This window comes from Paenibacillus sp. UMB4589-SE434 (assembly GCF_030226685.1).
Classification (GTDB): Bacteria; Bacillota; Bacilli; order Paenibacillales; family Paenibacillaceae; genus Paenibacillus_B.
Genome location: NZ_JASOYK010000002.1, coordinates 83931 through 104790, shown reverse-complemented (window position 1 = coordinate 104790; position 20860 = coordinate 83931). Strand labels below are relative to the sequence as shown.

At 44.1% G+C, this 20860-nt stretch carries 16 protein-coding genes; 2 read left to right on the top strand and 14 right to left on the bottom strand.

What is annotated here, in order from left to right; translation table 11 throughout:
* Positions 1-31: 31 nt before the first annotated feature.
* The 13 genes from QP775_RS10680 to QP775_RS10615 all read right to left on the bottom strand — a co-directional run bounded on the left by QP775_RS10680 (position 32) and on the right by QP775_RS10615 (position 17647).
* Positions 32-1486: a zinc-binding metallopeptidase family protein gene (locus QP775_RS10680; RefSeq protein ID WP_285105933.1), complete on the bottom strand. Its 1455-nt coding sequence runs from the start codon at positions 1484-1486 to the stop codon at positions 32-34.
* A 419-nt stretch (positions 1487-1905) separates the two neighbouring features.
* Entirely contained in the window at positions 1906-3210 is a 1305-nt protein-coding gene (locus QP775_RS10670) for an NtaA/DmoA family FMN-dependent monooxygenase (RefSeq protein ID WP_285105931.1), read from the bottom strand.
* A 286-nt stretch (positions 3211-3496) separates the two neighbouring features.
* Positions 3497-4096: a helix-turn-helix domain-containing protein gene (locus tag QP775_RS10665; RefSeq protein WP_285105929.1), complete on the bottom strand. Its 600-nt coding sequence runs from the start codon at positions 4094-4096 to the stop codon at positions 3497-3499.
* A gap of 520 nt (positions 4097-4616) precedes the next feature.
* Positions 4617-5606 carry an effector binding domain-containing protein gene (locus QP775_RS10660; protein WP_285105927.1) on the bottom strand — a complete coding sequence of 330 codons (990 nt, stop codon included), beginning with the start codon at positions 5604-5606 and terminating at the stop codon, positions 4617-4619.
* Positions 5607-5734: 128 nt separating this feature from the next.
* Entirely contained in the window at positions 5735-6766 is a 1032-nt protein-coding gene (locus QP775_RS10655) for an alpha/beta fold hydrolase (protein ID WP_285106428.1), read from the bottom strand.
* Between the two features lie 271 nt (positions 6767-7037).
* Complete coding sequence (locus QP775_RS10650; protein WP_285105925.1) at positions 7038-7757, bottom strand: Crp/Fnr family transcriptional regulator; 720 nt, start codon at positions 7755-7757, stop codon at positions 7038-7040.
* Between the two features lie 240 nt (positions 7758-7997).
* Complete coding sequence (gene rd / locus QP775_RS10645) at positions 7998-8165, bottom strand: rubredoxin (protein WP_275444643.1); 168 nt, start codon at positions 8163-8165, stop codon at positions 7998-8000.
* A 33-nt stretch (positions 8166-8198) separates the two neighbouring features.
* Positions 8199-9431 carry an NAD(P)/FAD-dependent oxidoreductase gene (locus QP775_RS10640; RefSeq protein ID WP_285105923.1) on the bottom strand — a complete coding sequence of 411 codons (1233 nt, stop codon included), beginning with the start codon at positions 9429-9431 and terminating at the stop codon, positions 8199-8201.
* Between the two features lie 23 nt (positions 9432-9454).
* Positions 9455-10687: an FprA family A-type flavoprotein gene (locus QP775_RS10635; protein ID WP_285105922.1), complete on the bottom strand. Its 1233-nt coding sequence runs from the start codon at positions 10685-10687 to the stop codon at positions 9455-9457.
* 366 nt (positions 10688-11053) lie between these two features.
* Entirely contained in the window at positions 11054-12136 is a 1083-nt protein-coding gene (locus QP775_RS10630) for a chitinase (protein WP_285105920.1), read from the bottom strand.
* A 143-nt stretch (positions 12137-12279) separates the two neighbouring features.
* Entirely contained in the window at positions 12280-13953 is a 1674-nt protein-coding gene (locus QP775_RS10625; protein WP_285105918.1) for a DUF6138 family protein, read from the bottom strand.
* A gap of 648 nt (positions 13954-14601) precedes the next feature.
* The gene (locus tag QP775_RS10620; protein ID WP_285105916.1) at positions 14602-16029 is read right to left on the bottom strand and encodes a putative bifunctional diguanylate cyclase/phosphodiesterase; all 1428 of its coding nucleotides are present in this window, start codon (positions 16027-16029) and stop codon (positions 14602-14604) included.
* Positions 16030-16711: 682 nt separating this feature from the next.
* Positions 16712-17647, bottom strand: coding sequence for a VanZ family protein (locus QP775_RS10615; protein ID WP_285105914.1), 936 nt, complete (start codon positions 17645-17647; stop codon positions 16712-16714).
* Between the two features lie 279 nt (positions 17648-17926).
* Here QP775_RS10615 and QP775_RS10610 point away from each other — a divergent pair, with 279 nt between their 5' ends.
* Positions 17927-18508, top strand: a complete 582-nt coding sequence (locus QP775_RS10610; protein WP_239329116.1) for a TetR/AcrR family transcriptional regulator — start codon at positions 17927-17929, stop codon at positions 18506-18508.
* A 24-nt stretch (positions 18509-18532) separates the two neighbouring features.
* Positions 18533-19735, top strand: coding sequence for an MFS transporter (locus QP775_RS10605; protein ID WP_285105910.1), 1203 nt, complete (start codon positions 18533-18535; stop codon positions 19733-19735).
* Positions 19736-19921: 186 nt separating this feature from the next.
* Here the strand turns inward: QP775_RS10605 and QP775_RS10600 are convergent, their stop codons facing one another.
* Positions 19922-20707, bottom strand: coding sequence for an alpha/beta fold hydrolase (locus tag QP775_RS10600; protein ID WP_285105908.1), 786 nt, complete (start codon positions 20705-20707; stop codon positions 19922-19924).
* Positions 20708-20860 lie beyond the last annotated feature (153 nt).

Here is a 20860-nt window from a genome sequence, read left to right as displayed (position 1 = left end):
GCCCTCTTATTTTCGGTACAAAGCAAGCAGGTCACTCCTTTATGAACAACCCGATTATCCCTTTTGCATGAGGCTGAGGCTTGCCTAAGTTTTCTGTCGAGGTACAATCAATAGCTGCCGCAAGCTTAATAAACGTAACGATCTGCTCATGCATAAAATGGACATCCAGCTTATCCAGCCCTCCGTCTTCTCCCGTAGCGCATAAATAATCCGGAGTAGGAATCAGAGACACAGTCGGTATACCTGCCATATATAAGGGCTGCCCTTCTCCAAAATAGATGGTGCTCTTGGGTCGCAGCGTAATGCTTCTCACCTTAGTTCGGTCCGAAAGCGAGGCCATATACAAGTCGTCCATCGCTTGATTTCCCGTATAGACAAGTTCAACCTCAAGCCTGTCGGTATGACGGTATGCAGAGGCATCCCTGGAATCTTTCCATTCTTTACAGCCGAGATGTTCCAGCGTAAGCCCTGCGACTGCCTTCGGATGCCCACCTTCTCCGCTCCACAGCTCAGGATGGTCATGCAGCCACCGCGTGGTCGCCTGTCCATGGATGCCGAATTGAGGAATTTGAAAATGTCCCGTTACAAACACAAACACTAGGCTTCTTTGACGCTGTTCCATCGGGAGAGATGAAAAATAACGGGCCATGGCCAGCAAGCCGACTCCCCCATTTTCCTCGCAGGCGTTCGGTCCATCTGTATGCGTGTTCACGATCACCGTCTCGCTTTGGTTTGAACCAGGCAGAACGGCATACAGTGTATCGCTAGAAGCGCGCTCATCCAGTTCCGCCTTTAGTACAAGCCGCACCTTTGTTCTTTGCTTCGCCAACTGCTTCAGCCTGCTGCCCGTCTCCTTGCCTACCCACAGCGTGGGACACTGCTGCGGCCCCGTTGTAAAAGGCAAATATTGTGCTCGTGCATTCGCCTCTGACATATCGCGCCATACACAGATAACACCCAACACACCCGCTTGTGCTGCTTTTTCAAGGTTAGGCCCTCTCAACACAGAGCTGAGAACCGGATTGCTTATGAGGAACGGCAGGGTCTCGTTCTCCGGATAAGAAGATCTACGTTTGAATAATAACGATGAAGGCAGTTTGGGACTGCTCACATCAACGATCGCAATTTTACCAGCAGCATCACGAAAACGGCCTGGACCCTTCCCGCAATAAATCAGTTCACCCACAACCCCCTCCTCAGGCGTGCTTCCTGAGTACGGGTAATAGAACGCAGCTGTCAGCTCCTCCTCGTGATCACCATCCGAATAAATGGACAACTGCCAATGTTTCGCCTCCCATTTGGTGAAGACGTGGCTGTCTCTGTGTGTATTCAGTCCCATTTGCCGTAATTCCGCTTCAAAATAATCAGTCAGCCGCTTATGCGCATCGTTGCCTGTCAAGCGCGGCCCGAAGCCGTCAAGCTCCTGCTGCCACGACCATACCTGCTCCACATCTGGAAGCCTATCCTCGTATATGACCGTCCCCATCGCTCTCACTCCCATGATTAAATAAGAACTTGATATCCAAAATACGAACATAAAAATGTAAACACAGCCCAAAATATAGTGGAAATAGGATGTTAAAACTAGTGTTTTGAACGTTAGACGCAAAATATGTACAAGTAATGTAAGCAAATAAATGAATACCGTTGAAAAAATGATACCTATTCATTTTTAACTGTCCCATTATACATTTCTTCATTTAAATTATACTTGTTTCAAAGACACTATTCAGTAAACAGGGAGCATCATAACAAAATTTTCCGTATTACTTGTAGTACAATGCCCAAGTGATACAACAACAACAATCAGATGGTAACATCAGCTTCCTATATATACATACTAAACAGCCCTTCCATGCTTTCTGCTTGGAAGGGCTGTCCTATGCTCTTACGAAATATCAGGTGTTAAATACCCAAATGCGCACTCAAAGTCGAACCTGCATATTCACTTCTGAACAATCCTCTGTCAACCAGCTGCGGCATCAGCTTTTCAAAAAATAGTTCCATCGATTGTTCCGAGCCGCCTGGCAGAGCAATAAATCCGTCAATCGCTCCAGCCTCAAATCGCTCCATAATATCGTTTAACACATCCTCAACCGTTCCAACAGACACCCAGTGAGCAGATCCGACGACCTCTGGCCTTGCTAATACCTCTTCTACTGTAGGTTGATAGTTTGTAATATATCGGCGCAGCAGCTCAGCGTGTGTCCGGCTGCGGACTGGCTGATTCGGATCAGGGAGCATATCAGCAGTTACGCGATGATCCAAAGCAAAGCTGCTTAAATCAAGGCCCAGCACGGATTGGAGCGATGCATGTCTGCGCTCCACACTCAAATGTGCATGTGCAGCCTTATGTAATTCATGCGCTTCCTCGCGAGTTTCACCGAGGAAAAAATATAATCCAGGCAGAACCTTGATTGCGTCCGGATTGCGCCCATGCTCCTTGGCCCTTCTTCTCAGATCATTTCGTAATTCCACTCCAGACTCAAGGTCAGGCATCGCGGCAAAAATAGCATCCGCTACTGAGGAAGCGAAATTTCTTCCTATATCTGAAGCGCCTGCTTGAAATATAGGAATGGAACCCGATTTATGGGCGGGCAAGGTAAGCGGTCCCCGCACACTGAAGAACTCGCCTGCGTGATTAATGGTGGAAACCTTATTCGTATCAGAAAAGACGCCCGACTCACGGTCAATCACAATTGCTTCATTCGGAAAGCTATCCCATAGCTTATGTACGACATCTGTGAATTCCTTAGCTTTCGCGTATCTTTCTTGCGGTGAAGGCATCGGCGAATCACCGAAATTTTCCGCACCTTCTATTGAAGTTACGATATTCCAGCCAGCACGTCCGTTGCTAAGCCAATGCAGCGACTGAAGCTGCCTTGCAACAACATACGGTGGATTAAATGTGGTGGAAACAGTTGTAACCAGTCCAATCCGCCCGGTTTCACGAGCAATCGCCGCAAACATCATGGTAGGGTCTGGGCTGCCAAAATTAGCGGAATCGCCCAGCATCTGCGGGCTCACATAAAGATAATCCGCCTTGAAAAGGAAATCGAGTTTGGCCTTCTCCGCCATTTTGGCCAAATCAATGTAGTAGTCAATCGAATCCATTTTTTCCACATTGCTATCTGGATGACGCCAGCCGACTCCCTTCATCCAAGTTGCGGATAAGGATAATCCAATACATAATTGTCTATTTGTAGTCAATTCTATCAACCTTTCTATATATAATAATAATTTTACGCCTAGGAGGATATACAATGATCCGTGCATTTCAAGTGGACGAACCAGACCGACTGGTCATAGAACCCTCACGTCTCACCCACGGCATCAAACGCCCAGTAATCCTAATGCGATCTCAGAAAATTAGTAATGATTCTCATTATCAATATATAGTGTAACAAGGACGAATATAAATGCAAATACACAAATCGTAAATGCTATATGTAGGATTATCTAATTCAGGTCTTGCAGTGTAATTAATTATAGTTAGCTAATTATGAGTGTATGCGGACGGAGATACACCGAATTTCTTTTTAAAAACTCTACTGAAATATAGCGGATTGGTATAACCGACGCTAACAGCCACATCACGAATAGGAAAATGGCCCGCTTGAAGTAATTCACTTGCTCGTTCCATACGATAATGGATGACATAGTCGATGGGTCTGAATCCCGTATACTTATGAAAGAAGTATGAGAAGCGTTTGGAACTCATGGCATGCAGCTCTGCCAACTCGTCGAGTGTCAACGGATTCATATAATGCCCGTTAATGTATGCAACAGCCTCCTCAATCACCTTTTTACTTGTATCATAACTACCGCTCTCCCGATACTTGCAGCCCACCAGGACTTGGTGCATAATGCTTAGAAATAATTCCTTGACGCGAAGTTTCCCAATCCCTCCAAGGGTATGGGCATTTTGATGAAGTAGGGCTAGTAATTCTCTCACTCTCGGACTTGCCCCTGGCTCCAGCTTAAAATGAGAGTCACATTCATGCCCGCTATTTTGGTCACCTACCTTGTCCAATCGATAAAAAAGGGAGTAATATTCAAACTCTGATTGTCCTATAACTCGGGAGTCCAGTTGCATGCCTGGAGCCGCGTGAAAAACAGACCCTGGAAGTAATTCGTAGGCAGTCCCGTTTACACACATTCTAGCTTCTCCACGAATGATAAAAAGAAATCCATGCCTTACCGTCCTAAATTCACGCAATACACTTTTGGGCTGGATAACTAAACGGTTAGCATCCTCTATATCACAGGAACTACTAGCAAATATTTCAGCTAATTTATCCAAAACGATCATGTTACCGCACCTGCTCCCTATCTGGGTTACTATCACTAAATGACTTGATAATAGATCTAGTCCTTGAGGTGTCAGACAAGCTGCTGTTTGCTCGCAATCGACTGGGCTACTTGTAAGATTAAATCGTTCGATTAACAATGCATCAAGTCATAAATTAAGTAAAAATTCGACAGTATTAGTTTATCATAGACCTTCTAAAGCGTGTAAATCCTTACTTATGATAAGTTCTCCGTGCCGCCTATAGTGGCAGAACTTCAATAAAAGAAGAGACACCTCCTCTAGGGTATCTCTTCTAATTCTTCGACTATTCATTTACCTTTGGTTTTATCGGAAGCAGCAGGTCCAACTGCACGCATTTGTCCATTTCTTCATTGCTCAAATGATATTGATTGATGTAATTTAAATGTTCTTCCATTGAACCATACATACAATCTGGATCGCCCCAGTCCGGTTCGTACTCACTGCTGTTTTTTACCCAATCCGCAAGCAAGCCCCATTCCTCGAAGTTCCCCATAGGTATCATATGGGCGGCAAATAAGCCGCCAGGAAAGTTCTTTTTCACAAATGGTTCATGGACTTCCATGTTGTCGGGAATGGCTACCCATCTTTCATATCCGTGATCCGTTCCGTCAGGTTTAACTCCATTGGGATGATTAAAGCCAAAGTGCCGCAAGTCAGGCTTTATTTCTTTTAGATTCGTTTGAATCATAAATTTCCGCAGTTCATTTCCTGTGTCATATTCCGGTGTCCCGCCTACATCGTGTATAGAAGCAACTGACGTGGGAGGTAAATATACAATTCTTACATCTTTTAGTTGGGATAAATAGTTGACGGCTGTATTGGAATTATTCATGGCTGCATCCTCCTTAAGATTGTTTTTGGCTGCAGGTAGAGCTTCAATGATCTGCAGAACGGATTCTTCTGACAAATATTTGGAATTGATTTTCACTTCTTCATTTTCACTTAAATGAATGACAAATTGATTTAGTACCGTTTTAATTGTAGACAACGCTAGTATTTCATTTGATAGCTCTTGAATTTTTCCTTGAAACACGTGTAGTGCTGCTGTTGACTCTTCATTTTCCAGAACTCTTTGAATTTCTTTTAATGGAATTCTCAGCTTCCGTAATATCAAAATTTGTTCCAGTCTTTTCAACGAACATTCATCATAGGTGCGATAAGCGTAACCATCCTTCTTCAAACTCTGCAGCAATCCGATTTGCTCATAATATCTGAGTGTTCTTGTTGAGATCTGATAGCTTTTTGTAACCTCGCTTATTGTCAGTAGCTCCATAGCTCCTCCTTTCAATGAACAGCTTAAAGTACGACACGACGTCAAAGTCAACTAGATTATTAATGCCTTGTGATATGGTTCAGCTTAACAGAGATATTTCCGTTAGGTGTCCTTATCAACAGATACTTTCATTTTGCGAACGTATCCACCATCCATTTTGAGAATTTTTCTTTTTCTTCAAACTGCGGATAATGAGCGGACTGGCCATACGTTATAAATTCCTTTTTATTGGCCTTGATCTGATCAAAGTAGGTTTTGGCTGCTTTCGCGGAAGTCATGTAATCGTATTGTCCCATGATAAAATACACCGGTAAATCTAGCTTTGTGACGATCGTAGGCAAAGGTTTTTTCATTGCCTGCCCTATTAAAGTTTCTTGTACGTAAGATACGCCGCGCATATAACGGATGTGATCCAATAAGTTATACTCCGGTCCGAACCATAAACCATTATTTATATCCGCATTATTATTGATCAGTCTTGCTGCACCGCCATATTTTAGAACATAACTACGGGGAGTCAACATATCGCCGCTTTGAACTTTTTCAGTTAACCCTTGCAAATACTCGACGTCGGTTGTATTCCCGCTCATTTTTGCTTGATCAATCGTGAAATTCAAACCATCCCATTCGTTTTCTAAGATATTAGCCATCTGTCCAATGCCGATATAGGCTTCATATTTTTCAGGTGCTTGTTTTGCCGCTTGTATGCCAATATAAGTTCCAAAGGAGTGGCCGGCAAGTATGACCTTCTGTTGGTTGAAACGAGTGGTTATGTAATCTGTCACAGCCAATACATCTTTCACTAACAGATCTGTCGAAAGGTCGGCATAATCTTCTCCAAAGTGATAAGATTTTCCGCTAGCTCTTTGATCGTAACGGACAACCGTGAAATTCTTCTCCAGTAGGTCTTGGTACTTGGTTACATAGGGAATTTCCGAAACACCTGGCCCCCCATGTATAAAAACGACGATAGGATTGTTCTTATCCTGACCTCGTATCATCAATTCATGACCGGTGCCATTAATTTCGACTTGCTCGAGTACGCTGATGCTGTCTGCGCCGTCTATTTTAGGAGTCCATGTGGGAAAAATCAACGCTAACCCAACCAGTAAAATAATAGATGCTCCCAAATAAAGCAGAACTTTTTTTGCCTTTTTGATAGTCTCATCTCCCTAGTGTTGTATGCATGAGTATGTACGTTCTGACTCATTTCAGTTCACGACCTACTTAAATATCGTAATATAGGAAGGGCTTAGGCGACACATACAAACGTCGGGATCTTTTCCAGACTAAAGACGAGGAAGGAAGTAACACCTACAACCTCTATCGTTATTTTAGAAAATAAAAAAAGAACGGCCAATGAAGCAGCCGTTCTATCTCCGTCATATTGATTCTAAATGTAATAACGCTGTTTACTTTCAGCGGGCTATGTCACTGAATATATCTGCGTAGGGCCTTCTGATTTTTGACGAGTAGTTGTTTGTTGCCGCACAATGAAATAAACCCTAATTTCTCGAATTTGCTGAATTTTCGGCTAATCGTTTCGCGGGTAACCCCGACATAACTGGCCACTTCCTCACGTGAAATCGGCAGCTCGATCAGAACCCCCTCTTTGTTTGGTTTCCCAAATTTTTGGCAAAACTCCAAAATCATATATGCTATGCGAACGTCCGGGTTTTTCGTTGCTAGATTTTGCGCCAAATTCTCGGTATGAGCCAGCCTTTGCGTCACTGTGGTTAATAACTTAATTGAAATTCCGGAGTTATCCTCCATAATCCGATCCATCGCTTCTTTGGTTATCAAACATATTTCGGTATCTTCAAGTGCATAGACACTGAAATTATGAGTTTCATTCGGATTAAATAAATGCAGCTCTCCAAAAAAGTCCCCGCTAGTCAGCAGATATAGAATTTGTTCCTTGCCATCCATCGTAAATTTAGACACCTTTACTTGCCCGTAGTTGACGATAAATAATTTATCCGATTTCTCGCCTTCATTTAACAGCATCTGCCCTTTACGATATTGAATATGCCTTGTCATTCGAGCAATCTTCATAATCTCCTCATTAGATAAAGATTGAAAGATCGGAACCTTCTTGGGACAGGGAGCCTTCTTCTGGTTTGGACTATTATTGCTGGAATGTTCTTTCATACACATCACCCTAATTCGAAATGGTTCATCATTCTTCCTTCCACTAGTCAACCCGATGATAATGAGTATCATCGAGAGTAGTGTACCATGGGAATTGAGGAGATTTTGTGCTTGAAAGCACAAACTACGCAACGTCCCCCTGAGATTTGTTGTAAACAAATTCATGGGAGACGTTTATGTGAGGGTAACGAATCAAATCACAGCATTGAAATTCTCAAATTTCGATTCGTATAGTTGTTTCTATTGTTCTGGAACCTCTGCGAATTTATCCTTGCCTTCTCCACATACAGGGCAGATCCAATCTTCAGGCAAATCCTCAAACGCAGTACCTGGCTCGATATCCTCATCAGGGTCTCCAACAGCAGGATTATAGATGTATCCGCAAGGAATACAGATATATTTTTTCATCGGTTTCATTGTGATCATCCTCCTTCATGTTTGTTACACAGCAGCTGACGCTTCAAGCCGATCTTTGACTGCGGCCATAACCTCTCGGATCGACAAAGCCTTCAAGTCCAGCCCAGCCACAGATACCTGACTCTTAATCGCAGCTTTATACGGTGCGGCCGCGATAACACTTTCAAATGAAACAACGCCAACGATGGTCTGATCCTTAATAAATAATCTCGTATATGTTCCGGAAGCATCTTCTTCGATCAATGTGGCATCACACACCATCTCATCAACAAGCCCCATGGAGAATAAAGCAAGGTCAAATGCGTTAAACACCGTCAACGGGATCGTCTTGCGGTAAACTTCCGTCCCTGGGGAGGCCATGTTCTTGCCCGCTACCTTTCCCTGATCCATCGCGCGGTCCCATAAACCTTCAACTCCGCCATTCCACTCGGCAACATCCCCTGCTGCATATACATCAGCAATACTCGTCTCCATATAGTCATTTACGATAATTCCTCGTTGCGTGGCCACAGGCGTGCTCGCTACAAGGTCCAAATCCGGCGTAACGCCGATGGAATAGATTACACTATCACAAGGTATTGTGGATTCATTCACATGAATACCTGCCACGGCTTCTTCCCCTATAACCTGTTGAACTGTCGCCTGCAACCGGACATCTATGCCTATTGCCTCCATCTTTTGTTTTAGCATGGAGCTAGCTTTTTCATCTAATTGTCTGGCCATCAGCCGGGGTGCAGCTTCCAGAACGGTTACTTTTTTGCCGGCTTTCACGAGCGACCATGCGGTCTCCAACCCCTGAATGCCTCCGCCAATATTCACAATGCTTGATTTGTCTTCAATATAGGTCTTAAACGCCTCCGCCTCATGCATTTCACGGATCGTAAATACCCCTTGCTTATCAAAGCCGGGAAGCGACAGCTTCCGGTTTTTTGAGCCTGTGCAAATAAGCAATTTATCGTAGGAAATGCGTTCGCCTGTTGAAGTGACTAATACATGCTGCTCGACATCGATTTGCGTGATAGCTGTGTTCGGAAACGCCTGAATTTGTTGTTTTTGATACCACTGCTCTTTCTTGATCAGCACCTTTTCGCTGCGCAAATCGGCAAATAAATCCTTGGACAACTTTATGCGGTTATAGGGCAGCGAATCCTCAGACCCAAATAGGAGGATATTCCCCTCAAGGTCTTGGTCCCGAATAGCTTTTGCAGCGTTAACTGCCGCGACACCCGTTCCAATGATGCAATAATGCTTCGTCATGATTTCACCTTCTCCTCAGCAACTTAGATCGCGCTTTGCAGCAAATCTGTGACAAAGGCTGCGGCATGCTCAATTTTTTTCGACTGCTCATTTTTAGGAGCAAATCTTACGCGCACCGGGAACTCGACATGTGTCATCCCCGTTGATTTGATGACTTGGGAAGTACTCTGTACATTCATATTCGTCTGCAGTAGATAGTCTTGAATGACTTCAATCGCTTCCCCACTCCATCCATAAGAACCAAAGGCTGCCGCAATTTTCCCTTCCAGATTCAGTTCTTTCAAATCAATCAGCAAATCTTCCAAATTTCCGATCATATCCGCATATTTGGTTGAGCTTCCAATCCATACGGCATCTGCGGCTTGAATGCTTGCGATAATATCCGCTTTGTCTGCTTTATCCGCATTGAATACACTCGTCTGAATTTGATTTTCTTCAAAAAATTGCTTCAGCTGCTCCGCTACTTTTTTCGTATTGTTTTTAATGGTTGTATACACGATTGTTACCCGTTTGTTATCTACGGTATTTGCACTTAAAGTGGCATAAAGGTCGATATATTTCTGAATATCCGTCCGCAGTATATAGCCATGCGAAGGGGCAATCATCTGCACATCCAGATCCTGCAGGGCTTGAATCAATGTACGTACGTATCTGCGATGCGGATGAATGATCGCATTATAGTAGCCGATAAAATCCTCGGTAATATCATATCCTGCTTCATCTGCGTACAGGGTTCCTGTTGCGGCAACATGTGTACTGAAAATATCGCAGGGGAACAAAATTTTATCCTCGACACAATACGTGATCATTGTTTCTTCGGTATGCAGATACGGCGTTTCTTTAAATTTCAAAGTTTTGCCGCCGATATCCAGCGTATCGCCATCCTTCACAACGAGAAAGTTTCTTGAATGAAGCTTATACATTTCTTTTAACTCGTTAACGGCTAATTCCGTGCACACGATCGTTGCATGAGGCGCTCTGCCTGCAAGCGCTGCTAAACCGCCGGAATGGTCAGGCTCTGTATGGTTAATAACGATGTATTGGATGTCATTAGGATCAATAAATTCACTCAAATATTCAACAAACTCGCGGCCAAATTCCATATCTACTGTATCGATCACGGTTGGTTTGGCTGTTTTGAGCAAATAAGCATTGTACGTTGTCCCTTTAGCGAGAATCAAACGATGAAACGGCACCTCACGATCGTCAATTTTTCCTACCCAGTATATGTCCTTGGCTAATTCGATTTTATCCATCTCTATCGTTCGCCCTCCTATTGGCTCGTTGTGTTTAACTAACTGAACCCATCCTATCCCACTTTTAAAAATCCAATCAGGATTTGAATCACAATTTGGGAATCTTGTCACAAACACATCAGAAGAGGACTATCGGTGCATGAATATTGGCCTCCATTCACGCACATCTCTTCAGAGCAAAGCAGGCCCCTTACATTGCGATCCATGCAATGTAAGGGGCCTGCTTATGTATTGTGATTGTTGCCGTGTAACAGCAAACTGTCCGTTGTTTGCGGGTACGATTTACCGTATCACTCTAAAGGCGAAAAAAGGCACCTTAATAAGAGGTGCCTTTTTTTCATTTCATTTTAAATTCATCCATAGGTTTTAAAATGGACTCAGGCCTACCGTATTTAATTTCTCTCCTGCAATGGAAATCCCCATTTGTGTCGTAATTTTACGATAATATCCAATGCGGCTATTGATACGACGATCACTTTCGTCTAAGTTGCCTTCAAGGCTACCATTAATGATCATAATGGTAATACCAAAGCCTGCCTGTGTTAATCCTTTAGAAATCTCCGATTCAGAGGGCTCCCAGTTGCCAACCAACACATCATGAGCGGAGGGCTTGGGAGGCTGAGGTGTCATCCAGAACAGGATCGCCGTCATAAAGCCTAACTTGCCGTCGTTCACAATAAGCTCAGGCTGTTGAAGCAGCTTATCTTTGGAGCCGTAAATAATTGCACTAATCAATCCGTAATTGTAGTTCCAGCTCAACTGTATCGGGCCACGTCCATGATAGGATTTACCCGCAACTGGCGGATAGTTGTCATGTGCTTCAGCATAATTGACAGTGGTGGTATTAATATAGGGTATTTCCTCATTCCAGTACAAACCCCAGACCTGTGAACCTCCTGCGAATCTTGACATATCTATACCCGTTTCGTGCGAAATATTGGCGAGAAAGGCTGCCAGCTCGCACTTTCGCTTCAATTCAGACCCTTCTTTTATAAAGGAACCAAAATCAACCGTTTTCGATCTAATCGGAACCGCCCTATTCGAGGGAGTGCTAAAGTTGTCATTTTGGTAGATGAGCGTTTCTGTCTTTGTTTTTTTATCGAATCGAAATACACGACTGTTCTGAGTATCGTCCTGTCTATATTCCAGCTTATATTTAATATTAGCGACATCCGTAACGGCAGCAATCAAGTTCTGATATGAATAATAGTCGGTTTGATCTCTATTGTAATTGGGTAGCTCAGCAGCAATTTTGTGCCATTCCTTCGTGCCATTACGGCAAGGGAATAATTGCTCATATTTCTCTTGCGGCAGTGCACTTTGTACAGCAGCAACGGCATTGTCCGGTGAATATTGCGGATCTATTCCACCCCACAAGGATGTGACTTGGGCATCAGTAAGAACACGGCTTTCGCCAACAATTAAATCATCTAAAGCTTCCGATTTCATTTCGTTTTTCCCTCCAATTCTAGAAAGACAACTATAATTCCAATTATAGTAAAAGCCAAGGCTGCTTTCTATATGAGTAATCAACGATTTTGATAGACAAATCTCCTATTTTCAAATCGGTACATCGATCTTATCGCCTACCATCAAGCTTTATCCGCTGCCTTTAACAGACGAAGAAGCAGTTCCTTGCGCGGTTCCTGCGCCTTGCGAGCCAACGTGGCCAGCTTCTCCGTCTTGCCCCAGATCGGGTACAGCACCCGCTCAGCTTCGTAATCCGTCAGGGCCTCTACATGCTGCACTAACAGTGCCAGCTTGTCTTCGTTTTCCAGCTCCGGCTGAATCTTCAGCTTTAGCGAATCGTGAGAGCGAAGCAGGCATGCGACCAAGGCGGGTATCGAACGTTCCGTTACGCCATGGGTTTCGGCAAAAGCCGCCGTAAACTTGTCCTGCACCAGCTGATGCTCATCATCCACCAGGGCCATGTAAGCTTCGACCAATGGAAAATACCGCTCGGCCACGAGTCCCAACCCGAATACGGCATAACTGCCTGGCATTACGTTTTTTTCACCTTCCGTATCCTCGTACCATTCAAACTCTTCCATCGCCTCACGGGCATATTCCTCTAATAACGGATGCAGCTCAGAATAAGCTAGCGCATTCGCAAAAAAGCGGTGCGTATCCGATTTGGCAAGCCCCTTGACGGGCAATACCTCTCTCACGCTGGATTTTAGCTTGATCTTGTAGCTTTTCGGGAAGCCCTTTCGGAGCAGGGAGAGAATAAACAAAATTACCCGTTCGTACGCCCCAGCTTCTTCCTTGTGAATAACGACCGTAATGAGAGAAAAAATATCGTTAGCCTTGCATTCAGACAACTCGTGGCGCATATGGACGTCTTCTTGCGAGAAGCTGTCACTGCCCTCCTTCAGCATGCGCCCGGCTTTGCCGCTGCCAAGCTGCATCGCTATCTTGAGAAAAGCCTGGCCCTTATATTTGCTGTAGTTCGGCTCGTAACGAATAATCATCACCGCCCCGTACAATAGGAGGTCGATAGGCTGATTCGGTTCATTCATCTTCTCCAAGACAGCACCCGGCTTGATTTCATATTCATTGGTCCTGTAATTGGAACGAGGGACATCATAGTAATGTGGCAGAAATACAGCCTCAGCCCAGCCAGTCAAGGCCCGAATAATATTTCTTCTATGTTCCGCCAGTACTTGCACCCGTTCCTTATTCAGCTCCTGAATCCGGTCAAATAATGCGATCGTCCTTGCGGCTTCCGGCTCGTGGAACAAATGCGGATCCAGCAGATGACGCGTCAAAAAGAAAGTTTCCAGCGGTTCTGTCGGGTAAAAACCCTTCTCCAGTTTTTTCTCGATATAAGCATGAATTCGTTCCAGTAGCTGCCGCTTTTTCTCTTCATATACGGTTTCCAGCACCGTTAATTCCACGAGCCCATCTGTCGTTGCAAAGGTTCCTTGCAAAATAAACCGGTAGTTGATCAGCGGCGACGTCTCCAACTTGTCCAGTTTCTCCTTTATGATTTCTGCCAGCAGGGGCTGAACCTCATGCAAGATCTGCTCCCGCGTAAATGGTGAAGCCTTCATCGACTTTTTGCCCGCAACATTCCGTCCATCATTCAACATCTCAACGCGTGTTCTACCCGGCCGATAATCCAGCATAATGCCGTTAAAAATGCCTATTTGCAGTGTGGTGCGTTTAACCGCACCCTCCACGTCCTTACGATTTTCCTGTTCGTCAAACCATTTATGAATCGCTGTTTTCATCTCTTCCAGCGCTTCTACCTGCAACGTGTTCATCGTCTCCCGCCTTTCCGTATGTTTCATCCGCTGATCTCGCCATGTGAGTCAACGTGTCTAATTTAAAATATATATTTATGTTCATATACTTCTATTATTTTACATGTAGGCACACTCCTGGAACAATGAGACTAACACCCGATTGCCAGGAAGAAAAAAACGATTCAGACGTATAAACGCCCAAATCCAGTATTCATGCGAAAGAAATAGTAACTTGTTATGACCAAATGTATGCTTGAATAATGGGTTACAACGCCCGGCAGGTCTCTTTTCCCATATGAAGGATGTGGCATTCCCGAAGCGTTCAAGAACTTGCTCTTTCCGGTATCCCGATTGACCTCCACCGGGCTACTTACTTCGCGATCTCGATCGCCTTGTCATGAATCGGCTGAGGGAATAACACCAGGACCAGACCGTCTAACTGGAGGGATCTGCAGAGCAACCTCTAATGAACGAAGTAGGAAAAGCACCGCTTTGCTGACTTATAACTTATCAAATTCCACTCTGTATGTATTAAAGATGGCCTTGTATTTATTTTCGAATATGGCCCATCGATTTTCTGTTCCGTGTTTCGCCCGCAAAGCCTTCAAATGAAGATTCTAATTTAGATCTCAAATTAAAGGTCGTGTCATGTTTTGCTAGGAGATTTTAAACTTTTGCAGGAGTCCTGCGGCAAAGTAGAAGTCCAATCTCTTCTGGAGGAGAAGGGCGATGAAAGTAAAAGCCCTGCCCGATCTCGCAGCCGTAATGCAGGAGCAATTTGAATTCCTCCTGGTTCTCGATGCCTTCGCAGATAACTTGTAGGTTCATGCTGTGGCCAATATCAATGATAAGCTTGACGATCGAAGCGGCAGAGATGGCGGTTGTCAATTCCTGCGTAAACGAACGATCAATCTTAAGGAAATCCACAGGCAGGTGCCGCAAGACGCTGAGGGATGAATAACCCGTTCCGAAGTCATCAATCAAAATTTTCACGCCTTGGCGCTTGAGTTCTCCGAGAATTGTAATTGATTCATTCATGTTCTGCACCATACTCTCTGTAACTTCCAACTCCAAAAGAGCAGGTTCAAAGTCCGTTTCTTCCAGAATACTGAACACCTTCGAAACAAATTTGGGCGACCGAAACTGGCGAATCGAGACGTTCACTGCTAACGTTAGATCGGGATTTCCTGCACGCTGCCAGTTCCGCACCTGTCTACATGCCTCGTTAAGAACCCATTCACCCAGCTCTACAATAACTCCGGTCTGCTCGGCCAACGGAATGAAGACGGATGGTGAGATCGGTCCCAGCTCAGGATGAGTCCAGCGCAGCAGCGCCTCCAAGCCCCGGATTCTCCCTGTGCTCATCTCCACCAGAGGCTGATAGTGGACGGCAAACTCCCTCTTACTCACTGCACTCCGGAGATCGTTCCCTAGCTTGACTTGACGCAGCAGATCCTCGCTCTTGATGGCGTAGAAGAAACGAAATCCATTTCTCTCGCTACTCTTGACACTGTACATCGCCTTGTCGGCGTACTGGATCAGCGTTTCGGCATCGCGGGCATCTTCGGGATACAGGCTAATGCCAATACTCAGCGTCGTATAGATTTGATTTTGATCTATCTGAAACGGAGTCCGGAATGCATGAATGAGCTTGTCCACCAGTGCTTCGATCTCCACCTGCTGCTGATAGCGCATTAGCAGTACAAACTCGTCCCCCGCATAGCGGGAGATGAAGCACGAGTCGCCTACCGTATTACTAAGCAGGCTGGCGACGTCCTGCAGCATCTGGTCTCCTGCATTGTGGCCCAACATGTCGTTAACGTTCTTGAAATGGTCAAGATCTAGGAACAGAACGGCCATCGGTGCTCCTTCGGACAACTCTGCGGTCATTCGCCCCTTAAGCAATTCACGGTTTGGCAATGTGGTAAGCGTATCGTAGTAAGCGATATGCTCCAGCCTGCCAAACGCTTGGTTAAGCTTTGCATTTAACTCCACATTGACCGCGTTCTCCTGCTTCAAGTTCCGTAAGTAGAATGCCAGTAATGAATAAAGAATCGTATTGACAACGATGCCAATCATTATCGTACGAATCATCTCTCTCGGCTCCTCAGGTGAATAAGAGGGAGTAAAATAGAGAAAATATCCCGCGGCTAAAAATATCGGTAAGGATGATGGCAACAGGAAAGCGAGAAGAATCAACGATAAATACATGACGCTGACCAGCTTATCAAACGATAGATCCGGAAGCGCGTTGAAGAATGAAAGAAAAGCGACCGCAGCCAGCACATATTTGAGCGAGAGCGGTCTGACAAGAATCGAGGCAAAGATGAAACCAACGAAGATGAGAGCAAAGGTGAGACCTTGCGAACTGCTAACGGACCTGATCATATTCATAGAAAGGGAGATTGCCGAGAACACGATGACTACATTCGGCGTGATATGCATAAGGCGCTTCATCCAAACCTGCGGCAATTTCATTGATCGACACCTCGTTCAGTTAAAATAAAATATATTATTTTAAACAACATCCCCTATAAAAACGGTTATTTCTTGTAAATACGTTCAATTCGTCTGGTCTTAATAGAATAACTCGTTCTTCATAAATATCCGGTCAGAGTCGACGTCAACATTATTTTGTAATTTTAATATAGACTAATGATTGTAGGTAAAACAATAATAATTCTACGCCTGATAATGGTGCTCGCCGTCTATAACGGCAAGTTTTAGGGCCATCCTTAGCGGATGGCCCTTTACTCTGTTTATAGGTTTATAATTTTTACCATTTCCAGGAATATTCCATCTCCCTAAATCCAATATCCCATAGCTTTTCATTTCCTTTAACGGTTATCGTAAGCTCATTTGCACTTTCGAGATAAATTGTGAGCATATTCGGCTCATGGCGTTGATCTTCTGCAGATGCAGACAGAAATTCCTGTCCATCTACAGAAACATTTAAACTCCCATGAAAATCCTCTTGATCGGGAATTCCATAATTCAGATAGAGATAAAGCTCCTTCTTGCCTAACGTATACGTGTACGTTTCAACATTTTTGCCTCCGGCGCTATATACATTATGTTGAGGCTCTACCTTTTGACCACCAATTTTGAAACTGTATCGTTTTGTTTCCGTTGTTGGATTTCTGATACTATCTTTCAGATCGTCTAACGCCACAAAGGCACCTAGATCTTGGGTAAACACTTTGTCAACAACACCGAAGCTCCCCCAAATTCCGAACATAAGGATAACAATAGAAATGCCAGCAGCAGCTATATTTCTCCACACATTTTTTGTACGAAAGCCAAATTTGTACGCCCCGAATCCAACTGCTGCGCCTACTGAGTTTTGAATGACGTCGTTAATATCGAAGCTGCCGAGTAGAGTTAGGGCCTGAATGGTTTCAATTACGAGAATGGACAGGATGAACAATGTCATAAATCGAATAAAGCTGACCCGATATAACAGCGGAATCAATAGGCCAAACGGAATGAAGGCTATGATGTTTCCAAACGTCACAAAATCCATCAGAGTAGGATGCAGCAGATCTGCTAGACCCGGCAATCTAAAAAAACCGTTCGGTGCAAACATAAAGGTGTAATCTGTCTTTTGATCTATGGTACCTACTCTACCGAAAGCGAGAAATAAAAAATATAGAATCATAATGGTATAGGCTATGGTTATGGCAAAAATAATCTTACGCTGTCGTTTAGTCATCGTTTTCTCCTTAACTTTTCTGAGCGGAATATAGCATGGATGGTCAAACCTCCATAACTACGCTGATGGATATCATGATATCTGTTTAACATGACTTTCAAGTGACAGCGAAGGTGACAATTTAGTCACTTACAGAGCGCCGCTAACTCACTTTCTTTTAAAATTTAATCCGATACTGGGTACCCTTCTTGCTCTCGCTTGTCGCAACATCCATTTGTATAAAAAATTTAAATTTGATAAAATAACTGACGAACGTTCGTTAATATTGAGGTGATAGTATTGAAAAGCAGCAAAATTAAAGACATCGCATTAAAATTTTTCACCATTCATGGATATGAGGGGGCATCTCTGTCTCAAATTGCCGACAATGTAGGTATAAAAAAACAGTCCCTCTATGCTCATTTCAAAGGGAAAGATGATTTATTTCTACAAGTTTTACAAGATGCCAAAGAAGCCGAGCTCTCATCGAAGCTGCAATATTTGAGTAAAGTAGGTACCCAACATCCCAAAGCGGATTTATATGGATATTTGCAATTGGTCATTGATTTGTTTCAACAGAGCGAGCAGTTGAAGTTCTGGCTGCGTATGTCTTTTTTCCCACCGCTCCATCTGGCAGCAGCGATTAATGAGGAAGTAATCGATACGGAAACAAAGATTCAAACCGTAATCGAAAGCAAATTTCAGGATTGGATCGATGCCAAAGCCATCATGGAAGATGAAGCCCTCATCCCTACGCTTGCCTTCTCAGCTGTTGTTGATTCAATCATGTTAGAGCTTGCATATGGAAATGACGAAAAACGTTTAAATGATAAATTAAATGCCTCATGGACTGTTTTTTGGAGAGGTATTTCAAAGCTATGATGTTATAGAAAGAGGTATTGCTTCATGAAGAAACCATTAAAAGAACAAAAAACAGTCTTACTCATTTTGCTAAGTAATATATTCATTGTTTTTCTAGGTGTAGGACTTATCGTCCCTGTTATGCCATCCTTTATGAATCTTATGCATTTATCCGGCCAATCGATGGGATATCTTATGGCGGCTTTTGCGTTTGCACAATTACTCATGTCTCCCCTTGCAGGACGATGGATTGACACGTTTGGCAGAAAAAAAATGATCGTAATCGGCTTATTCCTCTTCAGTGTATCAGAGGTGATCTTTGGATTAGGTACACACGTATCCGTTCTTTATATATCTAGAATTTTAGGTGGCATCAGTGGTGCATTTATTATGCCGGGCGTAACTGCTTTTGTTGCAGATATTACCTCAGTAGAAGAAAGACCTAAAGCCATGGGGTATATTTCCGCTGCTATTAGTATCGGTTTTATTATTGGCCCCGGTATCGGAGGTTTTATTGCTGAGCTAGGGGTGCGTGCCCCATTCTACTTTGCTGCTGGCTTCGCCTTAATTACATGTATTTCATCCGTATTTATTTTAAAAGAGCCCCTATCCAAACAGGAGCTTAAAGAAATCAGTCTGCTCAAAAAAGATACCAGCTTTGTAACGGATCTGAAACGATCCATTCAGCCACAATACTTAATTGCCTTTATTATTGTGTTTGTACTGGCCTTTGGTTTATCAGCATACGAAACCGTATTTAGTCTGTTTTCAGATCATAAATTTGGTTTCACTCCAAGGGATATTGCGACCATCATTACAATAAGTTCGATCTTCGGGGTTGTCGTTCAGGTCTTTTTATTTGGTAAAATGGTAGAAAAACTCGGCGAGAAGAAGCTCATCCAGATCTGCCTTGTTGCTGGCGTCGTATTGGCGGTGGTATCCACTATGATCTCAGGTTATTTAGCCATTTTGCTAGTAACTAGCTTCATCTTTCTGGCATTTGACTTGCTGCGTCCCGCGTTAACGACCTATTTATCTAAAACAGCTGAAAAAGAACAAGGCTTTGTCGCTGGAATGAACTCCACCTATACAAGCTTGGGCAATATCGTAGGGCCCGCGTTAGGCGGTATACTGTTTGATGTCAACATCAACTATCCGTATCTCTTTGCTGCTGTTATTATGTTTATTGGTCTTATCTTTACGATCATGTGGAAAGAAAAGCAATCAGCTGCCAGCTTGGCAAAATAAGAAGAACATGTGTGTTCCGCTAGCGACACATAGCCCGCCAACCTTCTATACCTAATCTACGGGCTATGATCAAGCCGTAATTGCACTTATAAAAAAGAACCTCATCCCAACTTGGTGGGACTTGAGGTTCTTTGCTTTGCATTTGGAATATGCTCATGCCGGAAGAACAATCTGTGACAGTCCCTTCTACGCAGTCAGAAAACGAGCCAATCGCTCGATGATAAGCTCATGCGCCTGCAAAAATACTCCATGTCCAGCGCCCGGCACCATTAAGAGCTGGGCATCCGGGATGCGTTGAGCCAAAATCTCTGCGTGAGCGGAGGTGAAAATCCAGTCTGCTTCCCCGTGAATGACCAGCGTTGGAACGGAGATGGCTGGCAAACGATCGTAGGAATCGAAGCTTTGATAGGCAGCGTTATGAATGGATGCGGTCCACTGATCGGTGGGATAACACTGCATGAGCTTAGTCAATTGTTCCATTAATGCCGGGTTATCTCGAATGAACCACTCCGGAAATAAGAGATGTAGCGAATCCCTGGGCGATGAAAGGACAAATTTCCCACTAATTAGCTCAAGCATCTGCGAAGAAAGCGCAGCGCGGGATACGCCAGAAGTGGTGCAAACCAGCACCAGCTTTTCCACGCGATCTGGGTTCTGAAGCGCGACCTCTTGAGCGATCATTCCCCCCATCGATTGGCCGAGTACGTAGGCTTTCTCTATTTGCAGCTCATCCATTAACCCCACGACATCCGTGGCCATGTCCGCAATCCCATACTCCTCCGCCGGATGGCCGCTGCGTCCCGAACCCCGATTGTCCAGCATAATGAAGCGGTAGTTGTCCGCCAGCGCGCTCCTCGTTGCTGGATGCCACCAATTTAGATTGCTGTCCTTACCTTGAATGCCGATCAAAGGAAGTCCATTCCCTTCAGTTTCATAATAAATGGGTATGCCGTTTGACGTATACATTGCCATTCAAACTCCTCCATCCTACTGGTTTTTTCCTGTCTGCAAGCGTGTAACTAATATAATGGAACCCCTTTCGGAAGAAATTTAAGAGATGCAACGCCCCCTACTATTCCCCAAGTTCCGAGCTCTGCTGACAAACCTGGTTAAAGGTGCTAGCAT

Bases quoted from the DNA above. Each gene is read 5' to 3' on its own strand.
- QP775_RS10680 (WP_285105933.1), bottom strand. From the start codon at position 1,486: ATGGGGACGGTCATATACGAGGATAGGCTTCCAGATGTGGAGCAGGTA.
- QP775_RS10665 (WP_285105929.1), bottom strand. From the start codon at position 4,096: ATGCAACTGGACTCCCGAGTTATAGGACAATCAGAGTTTGAATATTAC.
- QP775_RS10660 (WP_285105927.1), bottom strand. From the start codon at position 5,606: ATGGAGCTACTGACAATAAGCGAGGTTACAAAAAGCTATCAGATCTCA.
- QP775_RS10650 (WP_285105925.1), bottom strand. From the start codon at position 7,757: ATGAAAGAACATTCCAGCAATAATAGTCCAAACCAGAAGAAGGCTCCC.
- rd (WP_275444643.1), bottom strand. From the start codon at position 8,165: ATGAAAAAATATATCTGTATTCCTTGCGGATACATCTATAATCCTGCT.
- QP775_RS10640 (WP_285105923.1), bottom strand. From the start codon at position 9,431: ATGACGAAGCATTATTGCATCATTGGAACGGGTGTCGCGGCAGTTAAC.
- QP775_RS10635 (WP_285105922.1), bottom strand. From the start codon at position 10,687: ATGGATAAAATCGAATTAGCCAAGGACATATACTGGGTAGGAAAAATT.
- QP775_RS10630 (WP_285105920.1), bottom strand. From the start codon at position 12,136: ATGAAATCGGAAGCTTTAGATGATTTAATTGTTGGCGAAAGCCGTGTT.
- QP775_RS10625 (WP_285105918.1), bottom strand. From the start codon at position 13,953: ATGAACACGTTGCAGGTAGAAGCGCTGGAAGAGATGAAAACAGCGATT.
- QP775_RS10620 (WP_285105916.1), bottom strand. From the start codon at position 16,029: ATGATTCGTACGATAATGATTGGCATCGTTGTCAATACGATTCTTTAT.
- QP775_RS10615 (WP_285105914.1), bottom strand. From the start codon at position 17,647: ATGACTAAACGACAGCGTAAGATTATTTTTGCCATAACCATAGCCTAT.
- QP775_RS10605 (WP_285105910.1), top strand. From the start codon at position 18,533: ATGAAGAAACCATTAAAAGAACAAAAAACAGTCTTACTCATTTTGCTA.
- QP775_RS10600 (WP_285105908.1), bottom strand. From the start codon at position 20,707: ATGGCAATGTATACGTCAAACGGCATACCCATTTATTATGAAACTGAA.